Genomic DNA, 19,843 nt, shown 5'->3' on the forward strand with positions numbered 1-19,843 from the left:
ATTTATGAAAAACTGGAAAAAAATCAGCCTTCTAACAACAGTAATACTACTTGGACTTCTCTTTAGTATAATGTACATCTTCAATATTTCAGTTTCAAAACCTTCATTTGACATTGAGTTTTCGCCTGAACGCGTTGAGAGAGAAGTGAATTTTGAATACAAAGAAAACAAGCCAAAAAACATTATAATCTTTATCGCAGATGGTATGGGTTTTAGTCATTTATCTCTTGCCTTACAAACTCAGCAGTTAGAAAACACGGTTTCCGTATGGCACCAATTTGACGTTAAAGGATGGCACGATGCAAGATCCTACTATGGACCACTTACAGATTCGGAAGCATCTGCAACAGCTATGGCAACAGGAACATCAACAAATTTTGGTCATATTGGTATCGATAAGGACCAAAAGCCCTTACAAAACATACTTGAACTAGCATCACATTGGCAATATAATACAGGTATAGTAACAGATTCCTATGTATGGGACGGCACACCTGCAGCATTTTCGGCACATATTAGAAATGAGGATGATGCTAGAAGTATCCTTAAACAAATTGCAGCAAGTGAAATAGATTTAATTTTTGGCGAACTCGAAGATGTGGGTGAGGATGACGTGCCTGAAGAAAGTGAAAGTCTTGATATTTTAAGAAAGCGATTTCTAATTCTTGATAAGTCGTTAGAGGTTCCTGCTAACGATAGTTTCTTAAAACCTATAGCCGCAATTTTCAAGGAAGATGAAATTCAGGATATGAACTCTTCTCCTAATCTCTTAACCTTAACTGAAACGGCATTAACTTATATGTCATCTCAAGATAAGCCATTTGTGCTGCTCCTAGAAAGTGAAGAAATGGATGCAGCTTCGCACGAAAATGATTCTAAAAGGGTTTTAAATGGCTTGAAATCTATTCAAGAAACACTTGCCCTTGTTTTAAATTTTTCAAAAACAAATGGAGAAACTTTAGTTCTTTTTACAGCAGATCACGAAACAGGTGGTATTGCGGCCGTAGCTGATTTCGACACTTATCCGAATCTGCAAATAAAATGGTCAACAAAAGATCATACAGCTGCTGTTGTACCTCTATTTGCCAAAGGTCCTGGATCGGGATATTTCAGCAATGTACATCGCAATTGGGAAATTGGATATTATCTTAAAAAACTCATATCTCAAGATGCTTTTTTAACAGATGAAGTGGAAAATTAAGAAAGCAAACAACCGCTAACAGCGCATACAACCAATTTATAATTCGAATAGATAAAAGCGATCTTCTATCAATATCATTCCAAATATCTAGTTAAGTTATCACTTAACATAGAATTAAGAACTAGTGTTAAAGTAGTTATAATTTGAAGAATTTCTAATTAATTTTCAATCTAATGGTGATACTTTCGAGCAAAATCTAAACGAATCAAAATGGTAAAATTCTACTCTCTATTAATAACATTATTCCTTGTTTTTTCAATTCAAGCACAACAAAATCTCAATGTTGAATCTATTAATTTTCAAATTGGTGATAAATATAGCTTTCAATCAGATGTCTTAAACGAAAAACGCGATATTTTAATTCATTTACCTTCCAATTATGATAGTTCCGAAAAAGAATACCCTGTCATTTATCTTCTAGATGGAAATAACCATTTCTATCATGCCACTATTGCAGTAACTATCCTAGAAGAGAACGAAAAAATTCCCGAGAGTATTATCGTTGGAATCCCTAATAATAGAGGAACAAGAGGTAGGGATTTAGCTCGCGAAAGAGGTAAGTTTATGCAATTTATAAAGAACGAAGTGATAGATTTTGTTGAAAACAAATATAGAACTAATGACCAAAAAACTATTTTTGGTCACTCTATGGCTGGGGCATTTGTTTTAAACTATTTAGCCACACAGCCCTCATTGTTTGACAATTATATCGTAGCGAGTCCAGTTATACAGATTTTGAATTCCGAATTACTAGATAAATATGAAAATTTGTTTAAGCAAAACACAACCTTAGACACGTCTATATATCTAACTATGACTAAGCTAGAAGCAGAGGGAGAAAGAGCTACTGAAGCTCTTGGTAAGTTTGTTGAAATTTTAAAAAACAAAGCTCCTAAATCACTTTCATGGAAATATGATTATATCGAGAATCAAATTCACATGACCACTCCATATATAACCTTTTATCAAGGTTTAGCTGAATTTTATAAAAACTATAATGTACAGTAAATAAAACAGTATACAGCAACATATACAGCCTCATATTCTTATTCTGTGCGTACTCCAAAAATCCTTGAGATTTCCCTATGGTTCGTTTTCTTTTGTTAACTTAGTTTTAGCCAACGCAACGTATGAGCATAACGACTTAGTAAAGTGAAGTAAACCATACACGAACACGTTGACAATAAGCGAAAAGAATAATGCAAGATTACATCGATTTAGCTAAAAAAAATGGAATAGTACTTTTAGACAATGGCAAGTGTCAATTTTGTGGAGCAAATACACAAAGAGGAATTCATGAGTGCCTAGAAATTTTTAATCTTGGATTTCAAGATATTGATTTTGCTAATGCTGAAAACCATATATATAAGTTTCTGATTGTTGATGCTCACACGTTACAACATCCTGAAATTCATGGTAGATGGAGTAATCATTTTCATCTTACAAGACTTCATTTAATTTTTAAGTATAATATAAAATGGACTTACAAGCTATCACCTAAATTAAGTGATTATCTGAATAAGTATAAACGTCATAAACAGACTGAACGTCTATCTCCACCAGAAACTAATAAACGAGGGAAAATCACAAGCTCTTATATAAAAGAAAAGTCCACTAATGAATTAATATCTAAAGACTTAATACGAAAATGGGCAACTGAAGTTTATAATAAGTGGAATGCTCATCATAAAGTCGTTGATATTATTGCAAAGGATTTTTTAGACACAAACTAAAAACTCTAGTTGCTAATAATGTATATAGTAATTTACTTATTTTGTGTACTCAAAAACCATAAAATATCACAAAAGTGATATAGATTATTTGATGAAATAAATTATGATTCTACATTCTATCAAGAATTTTCAACAGTTCAGAAATTAATAATTTCAATTGTTAAGATATGATTGCTACTTTGCACATGTTAATCTTAAACTAACAAACACATTAAAAGTTCGTATCGTAATGAATAAACGAAAAAAAACAATAATAATTCGAATGGTTCTATTTGTTGGAACAATAACCTCATTGTTTTTTGTACCATGGCTACTAGTAAAGGCATGGATTCTTCCTCTACCAAATACGATTCAAGAACAGTTAGATGAGGCCATTAATCATGGGTTTGATGGAATAATCGTTTATGTTGACCAAGCAAACAAAGCTCCTCAATATTTTGCTTCTGGTTGGCATAATCGAGAATCTAAAATACCTGCCAAACCAGATGCGCTATTTAAAATTGCAAGTATTAGTAAACTATATGATGCTGTGGCAGTTACCAAATTGGTAAATTCTGGCAAACTGTCATTAGATAAATCAATTGCTGATTATCTTCCCGATTTGGTTGGAAGGATTCAAAATACCGAAAACATCACTTTGAGATTACTGATACAGCATAGAAGCGGCATTCCTAATTTTACTGATGCTCCAAATTTTTGGGCGGCTCCATCCCAAACCTTTGAAGAAAGTCTTGAGCTAATTTTGGATAAACCAGCCAATTTCGAGCCCAATGAAGACTATGAGTACTGCAACACCAATTACCTTTTAATTAATAAGATAATGGATGACGCTCTCGGCTACAATAACTTTCAATTCATTGAAAAAGAAATTCTAATACCACTAAACCTGAACAACACCTACAGCTCTTTAAATAATGTAAACTTAGACCATGTTATGAGCGGCTATCATGTAGGGCACCCTTTTGATTTAAAAGAAGATGAGCATGGCATGCTCGCCACTGCAGAGAATGTAGGGACATTCCTAAGAGCATTAAATGACGGGTCCATATTTAAGCCAGACGAAAAGGACATATACACGTCCATTTATGAGTATGAACATGCAGGTTGGGTACCAGGATACCAGAGTTTTGCAAAATATTATAAAGACATTGATGCCGTTGTTATAGCATTTTACAGCACAACAGATTCTAAACTTTACAATTGGAACTTATCCGAAATCATAAATAATAGAATTAGAAAAATAATTAAAACTAAAAACTAAAGAGACTATAAACTTAAAAAAAACTTAAATCGTCTTTATATAATTGATATATCAATTATATTTGTATCAAATATATAATATATGGACTTACCCCTTCCGTCAGAGACAATATTTCATGTCATAGAAAGTAGCATTAAGGAATATCGAAAATTTGCACAGAGGAACATTTCCAACAAAATAAAAGACATGACCATTGACCAGGGCATGTTACTCCTCTTTCTAAATAAATATCCAGACCTAACTCAAAACGAAATTGCCGAACTGGTATTTAAAGACAACGCATCAATGACACGAATGATCAATACAATGGTTCAGAAAAAATACCTGAAACGCTCAATGAATCCTGAAGACAGAAGGCGTTACAAAATAGAAATCACAAACAAAGGAAAGGACGTATTGGAAACGCTTCCTCCCATAATTCACCACAACAGAAAATCATCATTAAAAGGAATATCAAAAAACGAACTTAATCAATTGGAAATCATTTTGAGTAAAATCAGAACCAATTGCATAAAAATATAACACTATGAAAGCTATAATCAAATTTGCTGCAATCACAGTCACATTTTCAATACTACTCACCTCTCCGCTAAATGCCCAGCAAAATGCTGAACCATTAACACCCAAAGAGCATCAAACTGTTGTTGACTCTATATCTAGTAAACTAAACGCAAACTATGTTTTCCCTGAGGTTGCCAAGAAAATGGCCTCAAGTATTGAATTGAAACTTAAGGATGGCGATTATAAATCCATCCTAGATCCTCAGGAATTTGCCAACACTTTAACTACAGATCTTCGGGCAATCAGTAAGGATAAACATATAAGAGTCACTTTTGCTCCAGGGAGAATAGCCGAGCAACAACAGACCGTTACTGCCGAAGATAGTATTGCTTATTTGAATCGCTATATCAACAATATGAAACGCAACAACTTTGGCTTTAAGGAAGTGAAAATTATGGCTGGCAATATTGGTTATTTGGATCTTCGAAGTTTTTCTGATGTAGAATATGCTGGAGAAACGGCAGTATCTGCCATGAACTTTTTGAGTAATACAGATGCGATTATTATCGACCTTCGGAATAACGGAGGAGGAAGTCCTGCAATGATCCAGCTTATAACGAGTTACCTCTTTGGAAGTAACCCAGTTCATTTGAATAATTTCTATTGGCGTCCATCAGATCGAAATTCTCAAACCTGGACCCTACCACATGTGAGCGGTACGCGCAGTCCAGATACTCCCGTTTACGTATTAACTAGTGGCGGAACTTTTTCGGCAGCGGAAGAGTTTAGCTATAATTTAAAGCATCTAGAGCGTGCTACTCTGGTAGGCGAAACTACTGGTGGTGGAGCACATCCTGGTGGTTCTGTTCTCGCTACAGACAGATTTATGGTTTGGGTTCCAACAGGAAGAGCAATTAACCCCATTACTAATACCAATTGGGAAGGTACTGGCGTGAGCCCACATATTGAGACACCCGCTATTGACGCATTAGATGTAGCCTATATGGAAGCTCTAGAATTACTTAGTAAAAATAACAAGGACGAAGGCCTAAAGGCGTTTTACGAATGGCCACTCGCCGAACTAAGGTTAAAAACGAATCCAGTGACCTTAGATGCTAAGACATTAGAAAAATTCGCTGGAATTTATGGGCCACGTGTTGTGACTTTCGAGAAAGGTAAATTATTCTATCAACGTGGTCGAGGGACGAAATATGAATTAATTCCTTATAGTAACAATGAATTTATGTTAAATGGCCTGGACAGCTTTAGAATACGATTTTTGAACGAAGGGAACGCCATAACTGCCCTGCAAGGCTTGTATGATAATGGAGGCACCGATAGAAATGCAAAAGTGAAGGACTAAATACTCTTTATTGGTTTATCAATAGTTCGGAATTAAAAATGACCATATTAGATTCCTCTTTACATATTAGAAAATGCTGACATAACAGGTTGTTCTTTTTATGCAGCAGAGGCATTACTCGAATAAACTGATTGCTAAAATCTGGGGAGTGTCCTTAGATTCGTTCCCTTTTGTTATCTTAGTTGCTCATTGAAACAAACGATAATGAAAACACCTTCTCAGCTATTCCTCTTAATCATTCTGGCTCTTTTCAGTATAAAATCCTTTTCACAGAAACAGATTGAACATTACGAGCCAATAAAAACGGATAGTCTGAGAGTTGGACCAGGAGATGCAGATTTCGTACCATTAATCCAAAGCGGTTATACACTGATGCTTCCAGAACATAAGACGATTATAGGCACACTCATTTTTCTAGAGGATTCAGGATACGACAAAAAAAACATGAACGCAAAGCTAATTTATGATCAGGCTTCTGAAAAAGGTTTTGCTGTGCTATCTGTGTCTACCGAAATTCCATTCGACTTTTACTTTTCTAAGGCATCAATGCAGTCTACACATCATCACATTCGTGAAGTCTTTGTCAAGCATAAGTTGCCAAATAAAAATGTTTTCTTTTTAGGGGCAAGTTTAGTAGGTCATAGAGCTATGAGATATATTAAATTTATGAAGGAAGGCAACCATGAATTTAAGGTCAATATTGAAGGCATTGTCCTTTGTAACTTCACGCTAGATTGGACAAGAAAATGGTATCAACATAAACGCGATATAAAAATCAACAAGATTAGTCTCTGGGAACCAAAGTTTATAAACTATATGTTGGAAACTCATTTAAAAGGCACACCCAAAACTGCGCCAGAACAGTATCACAATTTCTCTTCATATAGCTATTTTGACGAAAAAAATCAAAATATCAAGTTATACAAAACCTATGCTATAAGAGCTTATATAGAACCTGCTATAAAATATAGATTAACGAAATACCTCAGAACATTATATGAAAACAATGCTACCGATATTGTTGGGTTTTTAGCCGAACTAGAACTTGCTGGAAACAAAAATACTGAGTTAATTGTTTTGAATCCGCCACAAAAGAAGTTTGTCCAATCAACTTGGTATACATTAGATAAAGATGACCTCATAGATTGGATTCAAAAGCAAACGAAAAAGTAAAAATTATCTGGAAAGAAAATTTAGGAACAGAACTTCCAGAGAAGACCGCTGCCTAATTGAAAATTACCATTCACTCATTTAGAGTTTCTAAACAATTAAACAAGGAATAGATTTGAAAATAAATCTAAACAAAATGAAACAACTTGGATTAATACTATTGACTTTACTTCTGAATCATAATTTGACTTTTTCGCAAACCAAATCTGAAATTGATTCATTACTCAACGCAATTACCAAAACAGAGACCTCAAAAGACATAATAAAAACAGTGCAAGCCAAAAGAATAATTAATTTTGGAGAAAAATCTTTGCTTACACTTTCAGGTTTTTTTACCGATTCTACACGAACTCAAGTTAAATCAGAATGTCATAATCGCAATATAACAAAAGGGGAAATCGCTATTATTTTGGCCGATAGAATTGAAGTAATGCCATACTATACTGTTACCCAAATTCAGAATTGCTTGTTGACTTATTGCTCAAATAATCCAAATAAAATTGAATATTATTTAGGTATAAATAACTATCTAAATAACAACGAATTTAAGGAAAGGTACATTTCATGGTTATTTAGTAAAGACAGATTGAAACGTGTAAGAGGAAAAAAACGAAAGAAACGAAAACGTATACTATCTGAATGGAAAAATTCTAGCAGATAATAGCGTCTAGCCCAATTATGACGGCTTTAACTTCGTCTAGCTCTATACGAAATTGCTAATCCTAGTGTTAATCCGAAAAACATTAACTTTAATCTCATAACTCATGGTCATACGAGACCATTAGCGTCACTCTGAGAAATGAAATATTTACAATATATAATGCTAATGATTTTTGCGACAAGTAAATAATGCAACTTTAAGTCATAAAAATCATATTTTTAACAAAAATATAAATACACAAAAATGGGGCTATTTGATCAATTCATAAAAAAGACACAAGACGTTATTTACAAACCGCATTCAGATTTAGAGGCTTGGATTGGAATTCTATATGCTTGTATGTCCTCGGATAATGTTGTAAGCGATGTGGAAATCGATGCACTGTCTAGAATGATAGTTCATAAGCAAAAATTCTCGGGTGTAGATATTTCACCACTTTATAACTCTGTTGTAGAAGCAAAACTAAAAATTGGTGGTATTGGTTTAGTTGAAGCGTGCTCTGAATTTATAAACGAAAGCGATAAAGACACATTATTTTCTATGGCTATTGAAATCGTCTTAGCCGATGGCATTATTAAAAAAGATGAAGAAAAAGTAATAGAACTTATAGCCGACCGCATGAAAATTAATCCAGAATTGGTTGGGAAAATAATACAGGTGATGTTGATTAGGAATCGTGGCAATGTCGTCATTGTTGATTAGAACAATAACCTATCTTAATTTTAAAAGAAACCGTTCAGAAAATATTATTATATTTGCCCTAGGAGAATTTTAGACACTGTATTTAGTGTTGAGCTTATTTTTATCATTAGAGAAGATTTTGGAAAATAAGTTTCATTCTTGCACAACTATAGTGCTACTCTAATAAAATTAATATTTTATTAGAATGACTACAAAAGTACCATTAGTTTTATCCTTATCTCAAATAACAAGTACATTAGAGACCTTAGATTTAATTCCTTTAATAGAGGAAGGATTTATCGCACTGTCCTCTAATAAAGCTATTGTCCCACCAGTAGGTGAACTACTATTTGAAAATCCTAAAGGCGAGTCTCATATTAAATATGGTTATATCCTCAATCAGCCCTATTTTGTCATAAAAATAGCATCTGGTTTTTATGAGAATCCAAGACTTGGATTAAAATCTAGTCAAGGTGTCATGTTAGTCTTTAGCCAACACACAGGAGTTCTTGAGGCAATTTTGTTAGACGAAGGACATCTTACAGACATTCGTACGGCTATCGCAAGCATGATAACCTTAAAACACTTAGCACCTAAACACCATACTAAAATCGGAGTTATTGGCACAGGCATACAGGCTAAACTTCAATTAAAATACCTTAATACAGTAAGTGCTTGCAAAGAGATAGTTGTTTGGGGTAGAACAACAGAAAATGTAAATGCATTCAAAAATTATTTTAAAGATTCAGGTTATAACATTACAATAGCGTCTTCCATACAAGAATTGGCAGACAGCTGCAACATTATTATTACCACAACACCAACAACGCAACCATTATTACTGGCGTCACAGATAAAAAAAGGCACACATATAACGGCAATAGGTGCTGACACTCCAGAAAAAATAGAACTGGAATCTGCTATCATAAAAAAAGCAGACATTATCGTTTCAGATAGCATTGCACAATCTAAAACTAGAGGCGAAATTTTTAAAGCAAGACAAGACAATTGCTTACCAAAAGATAAACTTATTGAATTAGGACATCTTATAAAAAACCCAGAATTAGGTAGACAAAATAACGACCAAATAACAGTAGCCGATTTAACTGGTGTTGCAGTGCAAGACATTATGATTGCCACAGCCATAATTAACAACAACAAAATTTAACATCATGAATATTAGAACTTTTGACCTTGAACGCATTCAATCTTTATATGAAAATACGGTTCCAATTAATTTAACCGAAAGTGGATTTCATCCATATACGCTTGAAGAACTATTAACTCCAGACCAAATAAAAATGATCACTTCTACAGTTTTAGGGTATGGACAAACCAATGGTTCTATTCCGCTAAGACAAATCATTTCTAAGCTATACCCAAATTGTAATGAGGATAATATTTTAGTAACCAATGGTTCTGCCGAAGCTAATTTTATTGCCTGTCATACCATTTTAAAACCAGGAGACGAAGTCGTAATGATGGTGCCAAACTACATGCAAATATGGGGTATTGTTGAAGAAATGGGATGCACACCTAAAAAATTTCATTTAAAAGAAGAACATAACTGGAAACCCGATTTAGAGGAATTAGAATCTAAAATGAATTCTAAAACTAATATGATCGCTTTATGCAACCCTAACAATCCAACTGGCTATGTACTAAGCTTAGAAGAAATGAAAGCCATCGTTAACATTGCAAAAAAGTATGACGCATGGATTTATTGTGATGAAGTTTATAAAGGAGCCGATCTAGACAACGTCGAAAAACCGAGCTTTTATGGCATGTATGATAAAGTTATGGTGAATGGCGGACTTTCCAAGGCTTATGCACTTCCAGGTTTACGTTTAGGTTGGCTTGTTGGACCAGAAAAATTAATAGCAAACACATGGGCATACCACGATTACACATCAATAACTGCAGGCATATTAAGCCATAAAATTGGTGAAATCGTATTGCAACCAGAAAAAAGAAAAGAGGTTCTAAGAAGAAATATTTCCATGCTTAACGAAAATCTTAAAATAACTCAAGAATGGACTGAAAAACATGGTGATTCATTAGAGTTTGTCCCGCCTAAAGCAGGTGGTATGGTTTTTATAAAATATAAATATCCCATTAATTCTACCGAATTATCAGATTGGTTACGTTTGGAAAAAGGAGTCTTTATTTTAGCTGGAGATGTGTATGGTATGGATAAGCATTTTAGAATAGGTATAGGCGCTGAAAAGAAAGAACTCATCAAAGGTTATGAGATCCTTAGTAATGCACTAAACGAACGATTTAATGTTTAACAGTGTTACATCTAATTCATTGGTACCACTCGCCTACTTATGAAAACGCTCGAAGGCTTTCTATGTGGTTTGTATTTGCTAAATTAGTTGTCCAAACCTATGGACAACATAGATCAGGTAATTTAAACAAATGGAACTTCAAGAATGTAACTTAAACATCAGATATGATTTACCCAAAGAGATTTGGGACAAAGTTCCTTTAGTTTATGAAAAAATGGAAGGCTGGATTGGATTCGGAAAAGATGGAAAAGGAGAAAACGGAATCCCTTATTGGTTTAGTTACAACGACAACGAAAAGTCAATTTTTGCTTCGGTTGAACCAAGCGGACTCCATTTTGTTGCTAGAATGGAATTAAATGAATGGTTGAAATGGAAGTCTGATGTAAAAAAGGTGGCTACTCAAATTTTGAAATTTAAAGTTGGAGAAATTGAAGAAGGTGATGTTGGGCATGACATTGAATGGATTAAATAAAACATAAATATGGGTGCTAGCGAAGTACCTGATTAACTACTTACCTCCTAATATCATAATACACAAAACGGCCAGTCATATCAGACCATAAACGCGTACATTAAAGTCAGTTTACAAAAAACCATCCTCTACATTTGTAGAATGTATATTTTATTCTACATTTGTAGAGTAATGAAATTGATGACCTTTCGGCAACTTTTCATTTCAGTACCTAAGATCACTCTTATACCAATTAAATAATGAAAAGAACGTTATTATTCGCAGCCACACTAACACTATTTACTTGCAATGCACCTATCACTAAAAATGAGGAGCTAAAGCCAACTAAAGCCGAAATCATATCACAGTTTACAGCATTGGTAGAAAACGACCTGAAAGACGATAATATTGAGGGAAGCATTTCACTTGCAATCATTCATAATGATTCAATTTTGGCATTGGAATCTTATGGACCCTCAAATTTGAATACACTTTTTAGGATAGGTTCAATTTCGAAGTCATTCGCTGGGTTTTTAATGCTTCAGCTCCGGCAAGATGGTGTCATCGATATAAATGACCCTGTTGAAAACTATTTACCAGAAATTAAATCTTTAGTTGACTATGATAAATACGAGCCTATTACTATAAAACAATTGGCAACGCATACTTCCGGAATAGATAGAGAATCTAGAAGTCGGGATGAAAACGTGCGTTTTGGAACTATTAATGATTGGGAAAACAACCTTATTAAAGCATTACCAGAAACTTCCTTTCGCTCAAAACCTGGAGAAAGATTTGGATATTCAAACATTGGATTTGCTATTTTAGGTTTGACACTTTCAAAAGCCGCCAACAAGCCTTATATCGAATTGGTCCGAGACAAGATTTTCAAACCTTTAGAAATGAACAATACATATTTTAATATTCCTGAAAATCAAAAGAACAACTTAGCAAAAGGCATGGCTGGCGGACCAACTGCCGAACTAAATTACGAAAGACCTAAACGCGAACAAACTGAAGTTGGATACAGAATCCCTAATGGTGGAATCTACTCCACTCCTAGTGATATGGTCAAGTTTATGCTAGCGTGCATGGGCTATTCAAAACTTTTAAATGAACAAAGTATTGAAGTACTACAAACAACACAAACCCCTACAACAAGATTAAGATCTAACTATAGTTTTGGCTTTGATTTATATTCAGACCAAGGTATACATACAGTTGGGCATGGAGGATCGAATGCTGGATATTCTGCCCATTTCGAATATGAAAAAAATAGCAATTATGGCATAATATTAATGAGAAACTACAATTTCGGAAATACAAATTTAGATTTGAGGTCGAATGCTCTACTTCGGAAATTAAGCCTTATAGAATAAATTGCTTTAATGTTCGTACTTATTACCAACAAACCCAAAAAACTAAAAACAAACGAATTACATACAAACTGATGAAAAATATACTACTATTATTTTTACTGCTGTCCCTTTTAGCTTGTCAAGAAGAACAGAAAAACAGCATTACAGAGATTTCAATTGCTAAAAATGAAACCATTGAAAAAAGAAATGAAGTTGTTATTAGTGTAAATGATACGATAAGCTCATTTTTTATAAATCTTTTTGTTGATGACCTGCAAGACAAACCTGATATGTTGTATCTAGGAAAAAAAGAGCAGAAAACATCGGTTGTTATTCCAACTCAAAATGCAATCAGGATAATAGGTGGTGATCCATTTATTTCACTTTTTTATGAACTAAAACTTCAAAAAGGAGATAGCCTGCTCATTGATGTGCTAGATATATCCATTAACAAGTCCACAAAAGCAAAGTACCCTGTTTTCAGTATATCAAATAGTGATAAAACATGGAGCGAAATCAATTTTGATTATTTATTATACACTTACAACATTGAGAAGAGTGCAATAGTAGTAGATGATGGGCAAAACTTTCGAAACAATAGTTATGATTACGATAAAATTTATCAAAATGCAATCAAACTATTAGATAGCTTAAAGGCAAGTAATAGTATTTCGAATGCGTTTCACTCAACAAATAAAATCATTCAAAAATTGAAATTTGCCACCTCAAAACTAAGAGAAGCGAGGTATCATAAAACAGAAATCGATATTGATGACTTAGGTGTTGAACTCAACAATGAAGCCTTATTTACTAACATAAATTACATCGGGTTTTTAAGAGCGTTAATTCTCTATAAATATTTCAATAAAAACAAAAGAGTTTTAAATTCTGTTCTATTCGACTTCATTGCCAACAATGAAACCTTTTTAAGGAACGACACTAAGAACGTTATGTTGGATGCTTACCTCAAGAGTATTTTTTTCATTGAGAAATCAAAATTTAAAAAGTATCTAAAAACGTTCAATACTATAAACACAAATGAAGAACTAAAAAACAAATGGAAGGATGTACTACATAAACAAGAACTAAACACCGATAAGCTCAACAAAACAGATAGAAATATTGGTGTTTTAACCAATCTTGTGAATGAAAATGAATTAACTTTTGAAGAGGTTCTTTTAAATTATAAAGGCAAGGTAGTTCTTGTTGATTTCTGGGCTAGTTGGTGTTCGCCCTGCCGAAAAGAAATGCCTCATTTAGAGGATTTAAAATCAAAGTTTGATGAAGATAAACTTAAAATCATTGAGATTTCCATTGACAAAGATTATGCGGCTTGGGTAAGAGCATCCGAATTAGAAAATCTTTCAAAAGAAAAAGATAATTATATCATTTCAAATTGGGAAAAATCGAGTCTATACAAGACCTATAAAATTAAGACCATTCCAAGGTACTTGCTTTTTGGAAAAGACGGAAAAATAATCAATGACGATGCACCAAGGCCAAGCGAAACAGAACTTATAAAATTAATAAAGACCAGCTTATAAGACAATATCCCGTATTAATACCTGAAATACAATCGAGTAATTCTGCGCTAAAATGATACAAGACAATTTCATTTATTGAAGTTAATTAATAAACAACGGCAGATTCTGAAAAGCCAATTCAACAGAGTAAGAACATTATTTAATTCAAGTCAAAATGAAAACAGTTCAGATTAAAATTTCTTCAGAAGAGCTTGCTAGTCTAAAAGGAAATGGCTACAAGCTATGTTTTGCTAAGAAAGTAGGAGATAATTCATACAATGTAGTATGGCATGCCTTTGATAATTATCTTTCTCAAAATACATTTAGTTGGACACCTCAATATGAACTATTTGGAATCAATACGTTCCAACATGACATTAGAGTTCAAGCACAAACTAACATTGTAAAGATTGGTTTAGGACAAACGTCAACACTAAATGCAAGTGGAGTGTTAGAAAATCCCATATCTGGAGGTCCCAGTATTGGCATAACCATGGAAAATGATTACGGTAATATTCACCCTGGACTTAATCAAACAGCGACAGGTATCGATGGAAGGGTCTCATCCGATCCAATTTACGTAGAGAAGAAGACATCTATTCAAGGAAATGCAAGCATGATTCCAATAGAAAACATACTTGTTTGGTTTCAACAACTCATAGAAACTTCAACAATGATTTCTCAGATCATTGGAACACCAACTGAAATAGATCTTACAGGGACCAATTCGGCAACTAGACTTTATTCCAATGGTAAATGGACAACTGAGTAATAACTGCACAAGGTCATCCTAGACAAGACCTACACAACTATACGCACACCAATATATTGAGTGTAATTTAGAAAAATCAATACTAACCTTTAGGATTTCTCAAAAATTGAGGATTCTATTGATACAAATACAATAAAATCTTACTTCATTAAAATTATAAGGTTGTATGTTTCAATTAGACATCATTTTCGAACTTAAAGACTTAGAGATATTTAAGTCAAAGTATGCTACGATTGTAGTTGCGAAACCTACCTTAGTGGTAGAAAATACTGGAAGAAAAACTTCAACGGTTGTATGGCAACTCATCACACCATTTGAAGCAAATTTAATCGAATTTGACGAAGTTCTTGGCGTTTATGCCGCAAAAGAAACCACAAGATATGATGTTGTAGACGTCCTCACCAAAACTAAAACCCCTTCACTTCCTAACCAGCTCTATACACTTACAAATAACGGAGAGATAACGATAACCAATCCAACTGAAAGTGAAGCAGCATCTTACTCTGGATATGCGTTTAAAAATAACTATTCGCATGAGCCTAGTATGACTATGGGTTTGTATCAAAGTGCAATTGTTAATGGGTCAACCATAAAAAACAATATTATATCTGCTAACACAGCAGTATTTAAAAGCGTAATGCTCATGATACCATCTACTAACTTAACAATTTGGACAAATGTGGAATCATTAAAAACTAATGAAATTATAGATATAAAGGAAATATCTGCCATTCCCACTGTAATCGAATTTGATAAAAATTCTAGTCGAAGAGTTTGCAAATACAATGCGCAACTAAATACATTTGTCTTAGTCACATAAATATTAGCTTTGAAAGTAAAAACGTAAACAAACCAGCAAATACATTACAACAAAAATCCTAATAATCAGATAATTGTGTCTAAAATATATCGTAACTTTATACATATCCCTATTAGAATAATTAATAGCATAATATAAACAACTTAAATCATTGTAATTATGCCGTTCTATCCTGCACTCAAAATTAGTGCTTCAAACTCTAGTCAACAAAAAGCTAAGAAAAAGCGCACTGCTCAACGTATTAAAAATCTCAAAAAAGCGCTCATAGATCATTTTAAGGAGTCTTCCGTTGGAGATAATCCATCAGAATCTGTTAGAATAGCGACTTGGAATTTAAGGGAGTATGGTGGTTCTAAATATAACGGGCGCGATTATGAATGTGTCTATTACATTGCTGAAATAATATCTCATTTCGATTTAGTGGCCTTACAGGAAATTAGAATTGATACCGACGACTATGATGATTTTGATAACCTTTTGAGAATTCTCGGTCCGAGTTGGTCATTCATTGCCACAGATGTCACCGATGGTAGCGCAGGAAACAAAGAACGGATGGTCTTTTTGTACAACCGCAAAAAAGTGTTTTTCAAGAATATAGCTGGCGAACTTACATTGAAAGAAGGCGTCAAAATTAAGGCTCACTTTGGAGAACGTATAAAACTAGAACAAGGGTTAAAATTAAAACTACCAACGGGTAGCGATCTTTCGGGGACCTATGGAGCAAGATTGAAAACGTCAGGCGGACAAAAGAAACTCGATGCAGATTTAGAAATCCCTTTGCCAAACAAAACACTATTAGAACTTCCTGAAGGCACACATTTAACACTAGTCAAAAACACAGTAGTCACCAGCCCAGGAAGAGGAAAAGCCAACGTAACCATACCAAATACTATTTCAGGAGATGATTATAGACTGCGCTTTATGAACAATATTTTTGATGACTCGCTTAGGCAATTTGCTAGAACACCATTTCTAATATCCTTTCAAGCAGGATGGCTTAAATTAAACCTCTGTACAGTACACATTTATTATGGAGATGACGGCAAAAGAAAATTAGAACAGCGTAGAAGTGAAATAGAAATGCTTACCAAAGCTCTTGCTAACAAGGCCAAAACAGAATTTAAACAAGATAAAGAAGCGTTTATGGGTGTTTTAGGTGATTTCAATATTGTTGGTAAAGGACATCCTACTATGGAGGCTTTAGAGTCAAACGGTTTTGTAATTCCCGAGGCCTTAAAATCAATTCCTGGTAGCAACGTAAAAAAGGACAGAGCCTATGACCAAATAGCCTTCTGGAATCCAAAAAGAAACACAGAATACGCCAAATTAGACGTTATGGGTGCTAATGTATTTGACTTTTTTGAGCATGTATTTAAGAAAGAGGATGAAGCAACTTATAGAGCCGAAAATAATAATGGGCTAAAAGACAAGACCTCTTTTAATGATTGGCGTACTTATAAAATGTCTGACCATTTACCAATGTGGATCGAATTGCGAACCGATTTCGGGAAGGAATACCTCGATAATGTTACAGACTAAAAATTAGAACATCTCATCTCTTAGTCAACGATAAATTTTATTCATTGTTTCGGAATTTGCTATCTTGTTTCTGCAATCGGAACATTATACTATTGTTTTCGAAATAAACCTTGAACCAAAACATTGCAACTATTTAAGAATAGATGAATAAAAAAATCATTTGTGTTTGGATTGGAACTTTTGAATCCGAAGATAAACTCTACAAAGACTATCTGAGTTTTAACTATGAAAATGACGACGAACCCGAATCTAAATTTGCGAAAGATTCTGGGTTGGGCTATTACGACGAGGATTTCATGGAAAGCTGGTGGTTTAACACGCTCGAATTAAATGAATTAGTGCAATACAGAGATGACTTACCCGATACCGAATACTTTTTTGATGAACTTATTATGGAATTAGAAAAACACGATTTATCAAATCGGAATTCTATTTCATTTTTATTTGGAGAATATGGAGAACATATAACCAATGAAATGCTATTTGAATACAACGGAATGCACATAAATAGTAAGCAAATTGAATTCGTTTTTAAGAAAGAATATGAACCAAAATAAGACCAACCAAAACAGAAATTGAGATGATAAAAGGACTTTATGAAACACATTTATTTGTTGAGAATCTTGAACGCTCGGTTGAATTTTATTCGAAAACGCTCGGATTAAAACTTTGTCGTTTTGGTACAGAACGTAGAACAGCCTTTTTTTGGATTGGAAAAGACAAACAGTTTATGCTTGGCTTATGGGAAAAGCCAAAAGAGGAAATTGACATTCGGCATTTCGCCTTCGAATGCGAGCCTGAGTGGGTTTTAAATGAATCTGTTGATTTCCTTAAATCCCGAAATTTAAAATGTTGGAATTTTTTGGATAATGAAAAAGAACAACCAATGGTATTTTGTTGGATGCCTGCAATATCTATATATTTTAATGATCCAGATGGACACGACCTTGAGTTTATTGGGATATTACCTGGAAAAACCAAATCTGACAAAGAAAAACGCGTAGTTACATATAAAGAATGGCTCAAAATAAAAGAGGACCAAGAGTTTTAAAGCCAAATATTAATGTGCTTTATTCTTTTTTGCTAACTTACCTCACATACAACCAGATGCCAATCATTGTTGAACACATAGACTATTTTAAAATTTATTAATGAGGTATTTAAAAATGACTTTCGTTAGAATTGTTTTAAGTTTTTTTGCTGCTGGTGCCGCAAAGGAATTAATAATTGCAAACACAAATCGTGAATCTATACCAGTAATCTTTACTATTTTGTTTATGGGGCTTTTTTATTATGGCTTAACACTTTATGTAAACAATAGAAGATAACACTTAGGCTTAATTTAAAAACTGAATATAACACCTTAGTACATAGTACTAACCGCAACCACACGTCCTCACTCCTATCCTATTCTGAAAATTTGTCAAATTTTACTTGAGTTCGTTTTCTTTTATTAACTTAGTTCCTCGACAATATAAATGCCTTGTGTGTCATTGATAAAATGAGTTTTATAACTGGATATCAAACTAAATTTGTTTCTAATTCAATTAATTTGAACTTTGATCCTTCAGAGATTTGGGACGAAATAACGGACGTTATGGTGGCCAAATTTAAATTTCCTTTTCTTTTCAAACTCTTTGGAATACCAAAACCATTGTCTGCTGAAGTTATTAAAAAAGGAATAGGCGGTTATCGTATAGCTGTTTTTTCAAACAATGAGCAATTTCAGCAAGAGATTTTAGAATGGGATGTTAATAAGGCGTACAGATTTAAATTTAATCCAACCCAAAACTTTAAAGTGGGTCATTTTATGAATTTATCAAATGGACCTTTTCAAATTCAAACTGGCGGATATCAACTTTTAAAAACCGAAAACGGTATTGATTTAATATTGTCAAGCAATTACAAACTGAAGGACTATTTTGGGAGTTTTATGCATGTTCCATTTCGTTTGGTGGTTTACGCTTTTCAACGTTATTTATTAAAAGGTATAAAAGAAAATCTTAGAAATAACATAACACATCATTAAAAAACATAAGCAACATGTCTATTCCAAGAATTTATGTTTACAAACAAATTATAGAAGCTAAGCTATTTATAGACGCCAACTTTCGAGAAAAAATTGACCTCGAGTTAATTGCAAATCAAGCCTGTTTTTCAAAGTTTCATTTTCATAGACTCTTTAAAACGTGTTATCATAAAACACCACTTGAATATCTAACTTATCTGAGGCTCAATGAAGCAAAAACTCTCTTATCTAAAGGGGTATCAACGCAAGAAGTCTGCTGCTCTATTGGTTTCGAAAGTGCAAGTTCATTTATTAAATTATTTAAAAAAAAGGAACTTATGACACCCTTAGAGTTTTCAGAAATGAAAAAAAACAATAGCAAAAAAATAGAGCAAAATCCCTTAAATTATATCCCAACAGATTTTGCTCAATATTTGGGTTGGAAAACCTAAATAGCAAGAATCAACAATTCAAAAACAAATAAAGTACATTACTTTGTTTATATAAACA

The 19,843-nt window shown here is 33.5% G+C and carries 22 protein-coding genes; all 22 read left to right on the forward strand.

Features of this window, described 5'->3' with window-relative positions:
- Positions 1 to 4: 4 nt before the first annotated feature.
- The 22 genes from Q0893_RS10155 (at position 5) to Q0893_RS10260 (ending at position 19,785) form a co-directional block, all read left to right on the forward strand.
- Positions 5 to 1,201 carry an alkaline phosphatase gene (locus Q0893_RS10155; protein ID WP_299275080.1) on the forward strand — a complete coding sequence of 399 codons (1,197 nt, stop codon included), beginning with the start codon at positions 5 to 7 and terminating at the stop codon, positions 1,199 to 1,201.
- Positions 1,202 to 1,411: 210 nt separating this feature from the next.
- Positions 1,412 to 2,209 (forward strand): alpha/beta hydrolase-fold protein, encoded by a 798-nt coding sequence (locus Q0893_RS10160; protein ID WP_298902165.1) that lies wholly within the window; start codon positions 1,412 to 1,414, stop codon positions 2,207 to 2,209.
- 191 nt (positions 2,210 to 2,400) lie between these two features.
- On the forward strand, positions 2,401 to 2,934 hold the full coding sequence (locus tag Q0893_RS10165) for a DUF5946 family protein (RefSeq protein ID WP_299275084.1): 534 nt from the start codon (positions 2,401 to 2,403) through the stop codon (positions 2,932 to 2,934).
- Between the two features lie 229 nt (positions 2,935 to 3,163).
- The gene (locus Q0893_RS10170; RefSeq protein ID WP_299275087.1) at positions 3,164 to 4,195 is read left to right on the forward strand and encodes a serine hydrolase; all 1,032 of its coding nucleotides are present in this window, start codon (positions 3,164 to 3,166) and stop codon (positions 4,193 to 4,195) included.
- 81 nt (positions 4,196 to 4,276) lie between these two features.
- A complete protein-coding gene (locus tag Q0893_RS10175; protein ID WP_298902171.1) occupies positions 4,277 to 4,717 on the forward strand; it encodes a MarR family transcriptional regulator in 441 nt (146 codons plus the stop codon).
- Positions 4,718 to 4,721: 4 nt separating this feature from the next.
- Complete coding sequence (locus Q0893_RS10180) at positions 4,722 to 6,059, forward strand: S41 family peptidase (RefSeq protein ID WP_299275090.1); 1,338 nt, start codon at positions 4,722 to 4,724, stop codon at positions 6,057 to 6,059.
- A 204-nt stretch (positions 6,060 to 6,263) separates the two neighbouring features.
- Complete coding sequence (locus tag Q0893_RS10185; protein WP_299275093.1) at positions 6,264 to 7,232, forward strand: hypothetical protein; 969 nt, start codon at positions 6,264 to 6,266, stop codon at positions 7,230 to 7,232.
- Positions 7,233 to 7,365: 133 nt separating this feature from the next.
- Positions 7,366 to 7,890 carry a hypothetical protein gene (locus tag Q0893_RS10190; RefSeq protein ID WP_299275096.1) on the forward strand — a complete coding sequence of 175 codons (525 nt, stop codon included), beginning with the start codon at positions 7,366 to 7,368 and terminating at the stop codon, positions 7,888 to 7,890.
- A gap of 243 nt (positions 7,891 to 8,133) precedes the next feature.
- Positions 8,134 to 8,592 (forward strand): tellurite resistance TerB family protein, encoded by a 459-nt coding sequence (locus Q0893_RS10195; RefSeq protein ID WP_298902179.1) that lies wholly within the window; start codon positions 8,134 to 8,136, stop codon positions 8,590 to 8,592.
- 184 nt (positions 8,593 to 8,776) lie between these two features.
- Positions 8,777 to 9,739, forward strand: a complete 963-nt coding sequence (locus Q0893_RS10200; RefSeq protein WP_299275099.1) for a hypothetical protein — start codon at positions 8,777 to 8,779, stop codon at positions 9,737 to 9,739.
- 4 nt (positions 9,740 to 9,743) lie between these two features.
- Entirely contained in the window at positions 9,744 to 10,862 is a 1,119-nt protein-coding gene (locus tag Q0893_RS10205) for an aminotransferase class I/II-fold pyridoxal phosphate-dependent enzyme (RefSeq protein ID WP_299275102.1), read from the forward strand.
- A 130-nt stretch (positions 10,863 to 10,992) separates the two neighbouring features.
- The gene (locus Q0893_RS10210; RefSeq protein ID WP_299275105.1) at positions 10,993 to 11,334 is read left to right on the forward strand and encodes a hypothetical protein; all 342 of its coding nucleotides are present in this window, start codon (positions 10,993 to 10,995) and stop codon (positions 11,332 to 11,334) included.
- A 239-nt stretch (positions 11,335 to 11,573) separates the two neighbouring features.
- On the forward strand, positions 11,574 to 12,692 hold the full coding sequence (locus Q0893_RS10215; RefSeq protein ID WP_299275108.1) for a serine hydrolase: 1,119 nt from the start codon (positions 11,574 to 11,576) through the stop codon (positions 12,690 to 12,692).
- A 71-nt stretch (positions 12,693 to 12,763) separates the two neighbouring features.
- Positions 12,764 to 14,215 carry a thioredoxin-like domain-containing protein gene (locus tag Q0893_RS10220; RefSeq protein ID WP_299275111.1) on the forward strand — a complete coding sequence of 484 codons (1,452 nt, stop codon included), beginning with the start codon at positions 12,764 to 12,766 and terminating at the stop codon, positions 14,213 to 14,215.
- 154 nt (positions 14,216 to 14,369) lie between these two features.
- Positions 14,370 to 14,966, forward strand: coding sequence for a hypothetical protein (locus Q0893_RS10225; protein ID WP_299275114.1), 597 nt, complete (start codon positions 14,370 to 14,372; stop codon positions 14,964 to 14,966).
- Positions 14,967 to 15,132: 166 nt separating this feature from the next.
- Positions 15,133 to 15,786 carry a hypothetical protein gene (locus Q0893_RS10230; RefSeq protein WP_299275117.1) on the forward strand — a complete coding sequence of 218 codons (654 nt, stop codon included), beginning with the start codon at positions 15,133 to 15,135 and terminating at the stop codon, positions 15,784 to 15,786.
- 159 nt (positions 15,787 to 15,945) lie between these two features.
- Positions 15,946 to 17,325, forward strand: a complete 1,380-nt coding sequence (locus Q0893_RS10235; protein WP_299275120.1) for an endonuclease — start codon at positions 15,946 to 15,948, stop codon at positions 17,323 to 17,325.
- Positions 17,326 to 17,468: 143 nt separating this feature from the next.
- Positions 17,469 to 17,882, forward strand: a complete 414-nt coding sequence (locus Q0893_RS10240; RefSeq protein WP_298902189.1) for an immunity 22 family protein — start codon at positions 17,469 to 17,471, stop codon at positions 17,880 to 17,882.
- A 23-nt stretch (positions 17,883 to 17,905) separates the two neighbouring features.
- Positions 17,906 to 18,376: a VOC family protein gene (locus tag Q0893_RS10245; RefSeq protein WP_299275125.1), complete on the forward strand. Its 471-nt coding sequence runs from the start codon at positions 17,906 to 17,908 to the stop codon at positions 18,374 to 18,376.
- 100 nt (positions 18,377 to 18,476) lie between these two features.
- Positions 18,477 to 18,653, forward strand: coding sequence for a hypothetical protein (locus Q0893_RS10250; RefSeq protein ID WP_298902191.1), 177 nt, complete (start codon positions 18,477 to 18,479; stop codon positions 18,651 to 18,653).
- Positions 18,654 to 18,826: 173 nt separating this feature from the next.
- The gene (locus Q0893_RS10255; protein ID WP_299275129.1) at positions 18,827 to 19,354 is read left to right on the forward strand and encodes a hypothetical protein; all 528 of its coding nucleotides are present in this window, start codon (positions 18,827 to 18,829) and stop codon (positions 19,352 to 19,354) included.
- Between the two features lie 14 nt (positions 19,355 to 19,368).
- Entirely contained in the window at positions 19,369 to 19,785 is a 417-nt protein-coding gene (locus Q0893_RS10260; protein WP_299275132.1) for a helix-turn-helix transcriptional regulator, read from the forward strand.
- The last annotated feature ends 58 nt before the right edge of the window (positions 19,786 to 19,843 follow it).

This window comes from uncultured Psychroserpens sp. (genome assembly GCF_947494225.1).
Taxonomy (GTDB): domain Bacteria; phylum Bacteroidota; class Bacteroidia; order Flavobacteriales; family Flavobacteriaceae; genus Psychroserpens.

Coding starts and splice junctions, on each gene's coding strand:
- Q0893_RS10155 (WP_299275080.1), top strand. CDS start 5: ATGAAAAACTGGAAAAAAATCAGCCTTCTAACAACAGTAATACTACTT.
- Q0893_RS10160 (WP_298902165.1), top strand. CDS start 1,412: ATGGTAAAATTCTACTCTCTATTAATAACATTATTCCTTGTTTTTTCA.
- Q0893_RS10165 (WP_299275084.1), top strand. CDS start 2,401: ATGCAAGATTACATCGATTTAGCTAAAAAAAATGGAATAGTACTTTTA.
- Q0893_RS10170 (WP_299275087.1), top strand. CDS start 3,164: ATGAATAAACGAAAAAAAACAATAATAATTCGAATGGTTCTATTTGTT.
- Q0893_RS10175 (WP_298902171.1), top strand. CDS start 4,277: ATGGACTTACCCCTTCCGTCAGAGACAATATTTCATGTCATAGAAAGT.
- Q0893_RS10180 (WP_299275090.1), top strand. CDS start 4,722: ATGAAAGCTATAATCAAATTTGCTGCAATCACAGTCACATTTTCAATA.
- Q0893_RS10185 (WP_299275093.1), top strand. CDS start 6,264: ATGAAAACACCTTCTCAGCTATTCCTCTTAATCATTCTGGCTCTTTTC.
- Q0893_RS10190 (WP_299275096.1), top strand. CDS start 7,366: ATGAAACAACTTGGATTAATACTATTGACTTTACTTCTGAATCATAAT.
- Q0893_RS10195 (WP_298902179.1), top strand. CDS start 8,134: ATGGGGCTATTTGATCAATTCATAAAAAAGACACAAGACGTTATTTAC.
- Q0893_RS10200 (WP_299275099.1), top strand. CDS start 8,777: ATGACTACAAAAGTACCATTAGTTTTATCCTTATCTCAAATAACAAGT.
- Q0893_RS10205 (WP_299275102.1), top strand. CDS start 9,744: ATGAATATTAGAACTTTTGACCTTGAACGCATTCAATCTTTATATGAA.
- Q0893_RS10210 (WP_299275105.1), top strand. CDS start 10,993: ATGGAACTTCAAGAATGTAACTTAAACATCAGATATGATTTACCCAAA.
- Q0893_RS10215 (WP_299275108.1), top strand. CDS start 11,574: ATGAAAAGAACGTTATTATTCGCAGCCACACTAACACTATTTACTTGC.
- Q0893_RS10220 (WP_299275111.1), top strand. CDS start 12,764: ATGAAAAATATACTACTATTATTTTTACTGCTGTCCCTTTTAGCTTGT.
- Q0893_RS10225 (WP_299275114.1), top strand. CDS start 14,370: ATGAAAACAGTTCAGATTAAAATTTCTTCAGAAGAGCTTGCTAGTCTA.
- Q0893_RS10230 (WP_299275117.1), top strand. CDS start 15,133: ATGTTTCAATTAGACATCATTTTCGAACTTAAAGACTTAGAGATATTT.
- Q0893_RS10235 (WP_299275120.1), top strand. CDS start 15,946: ATGCCGTTCTATCCTGCACTCAAAATTAGTGCTTCAAACTCTAGTCAA.
- Q0893_RS10240 (WP_298902189.1), top strand. CDS start 17,469: ATGAATAAAAAAATCATTTGTGTTTGGATTGGAACTTTTGAATCCGAA.
- Q0893_RS10245 (WP_299275125.1), top strand. CDS start 17,906: ATGATAAAAGGACTTTATGAAACACATTTATTTGTTGAGAATCTTGAA.
- Q0893_RS10250 (WP_298902191.1), top strand. CDS start 18,477: ATGAGGTATTTAAAAATGACTTTCGTTAGAATTGTTTTAAGTTTTTTT.
- Q0893_RS10255 (WP_299275129.1), top strand. CDS start 18,827: ATGAGTTTTATAACTGGATATCAAACTAAATTTGTTTCTAATTCAATT.
- Q0893_RS10260 (WP_299275132.1), top strand. CDS start 19,369: ATGTCTATTCCAAGAATTTATGTTTACAAACAAATTATAGAAGCTAAG.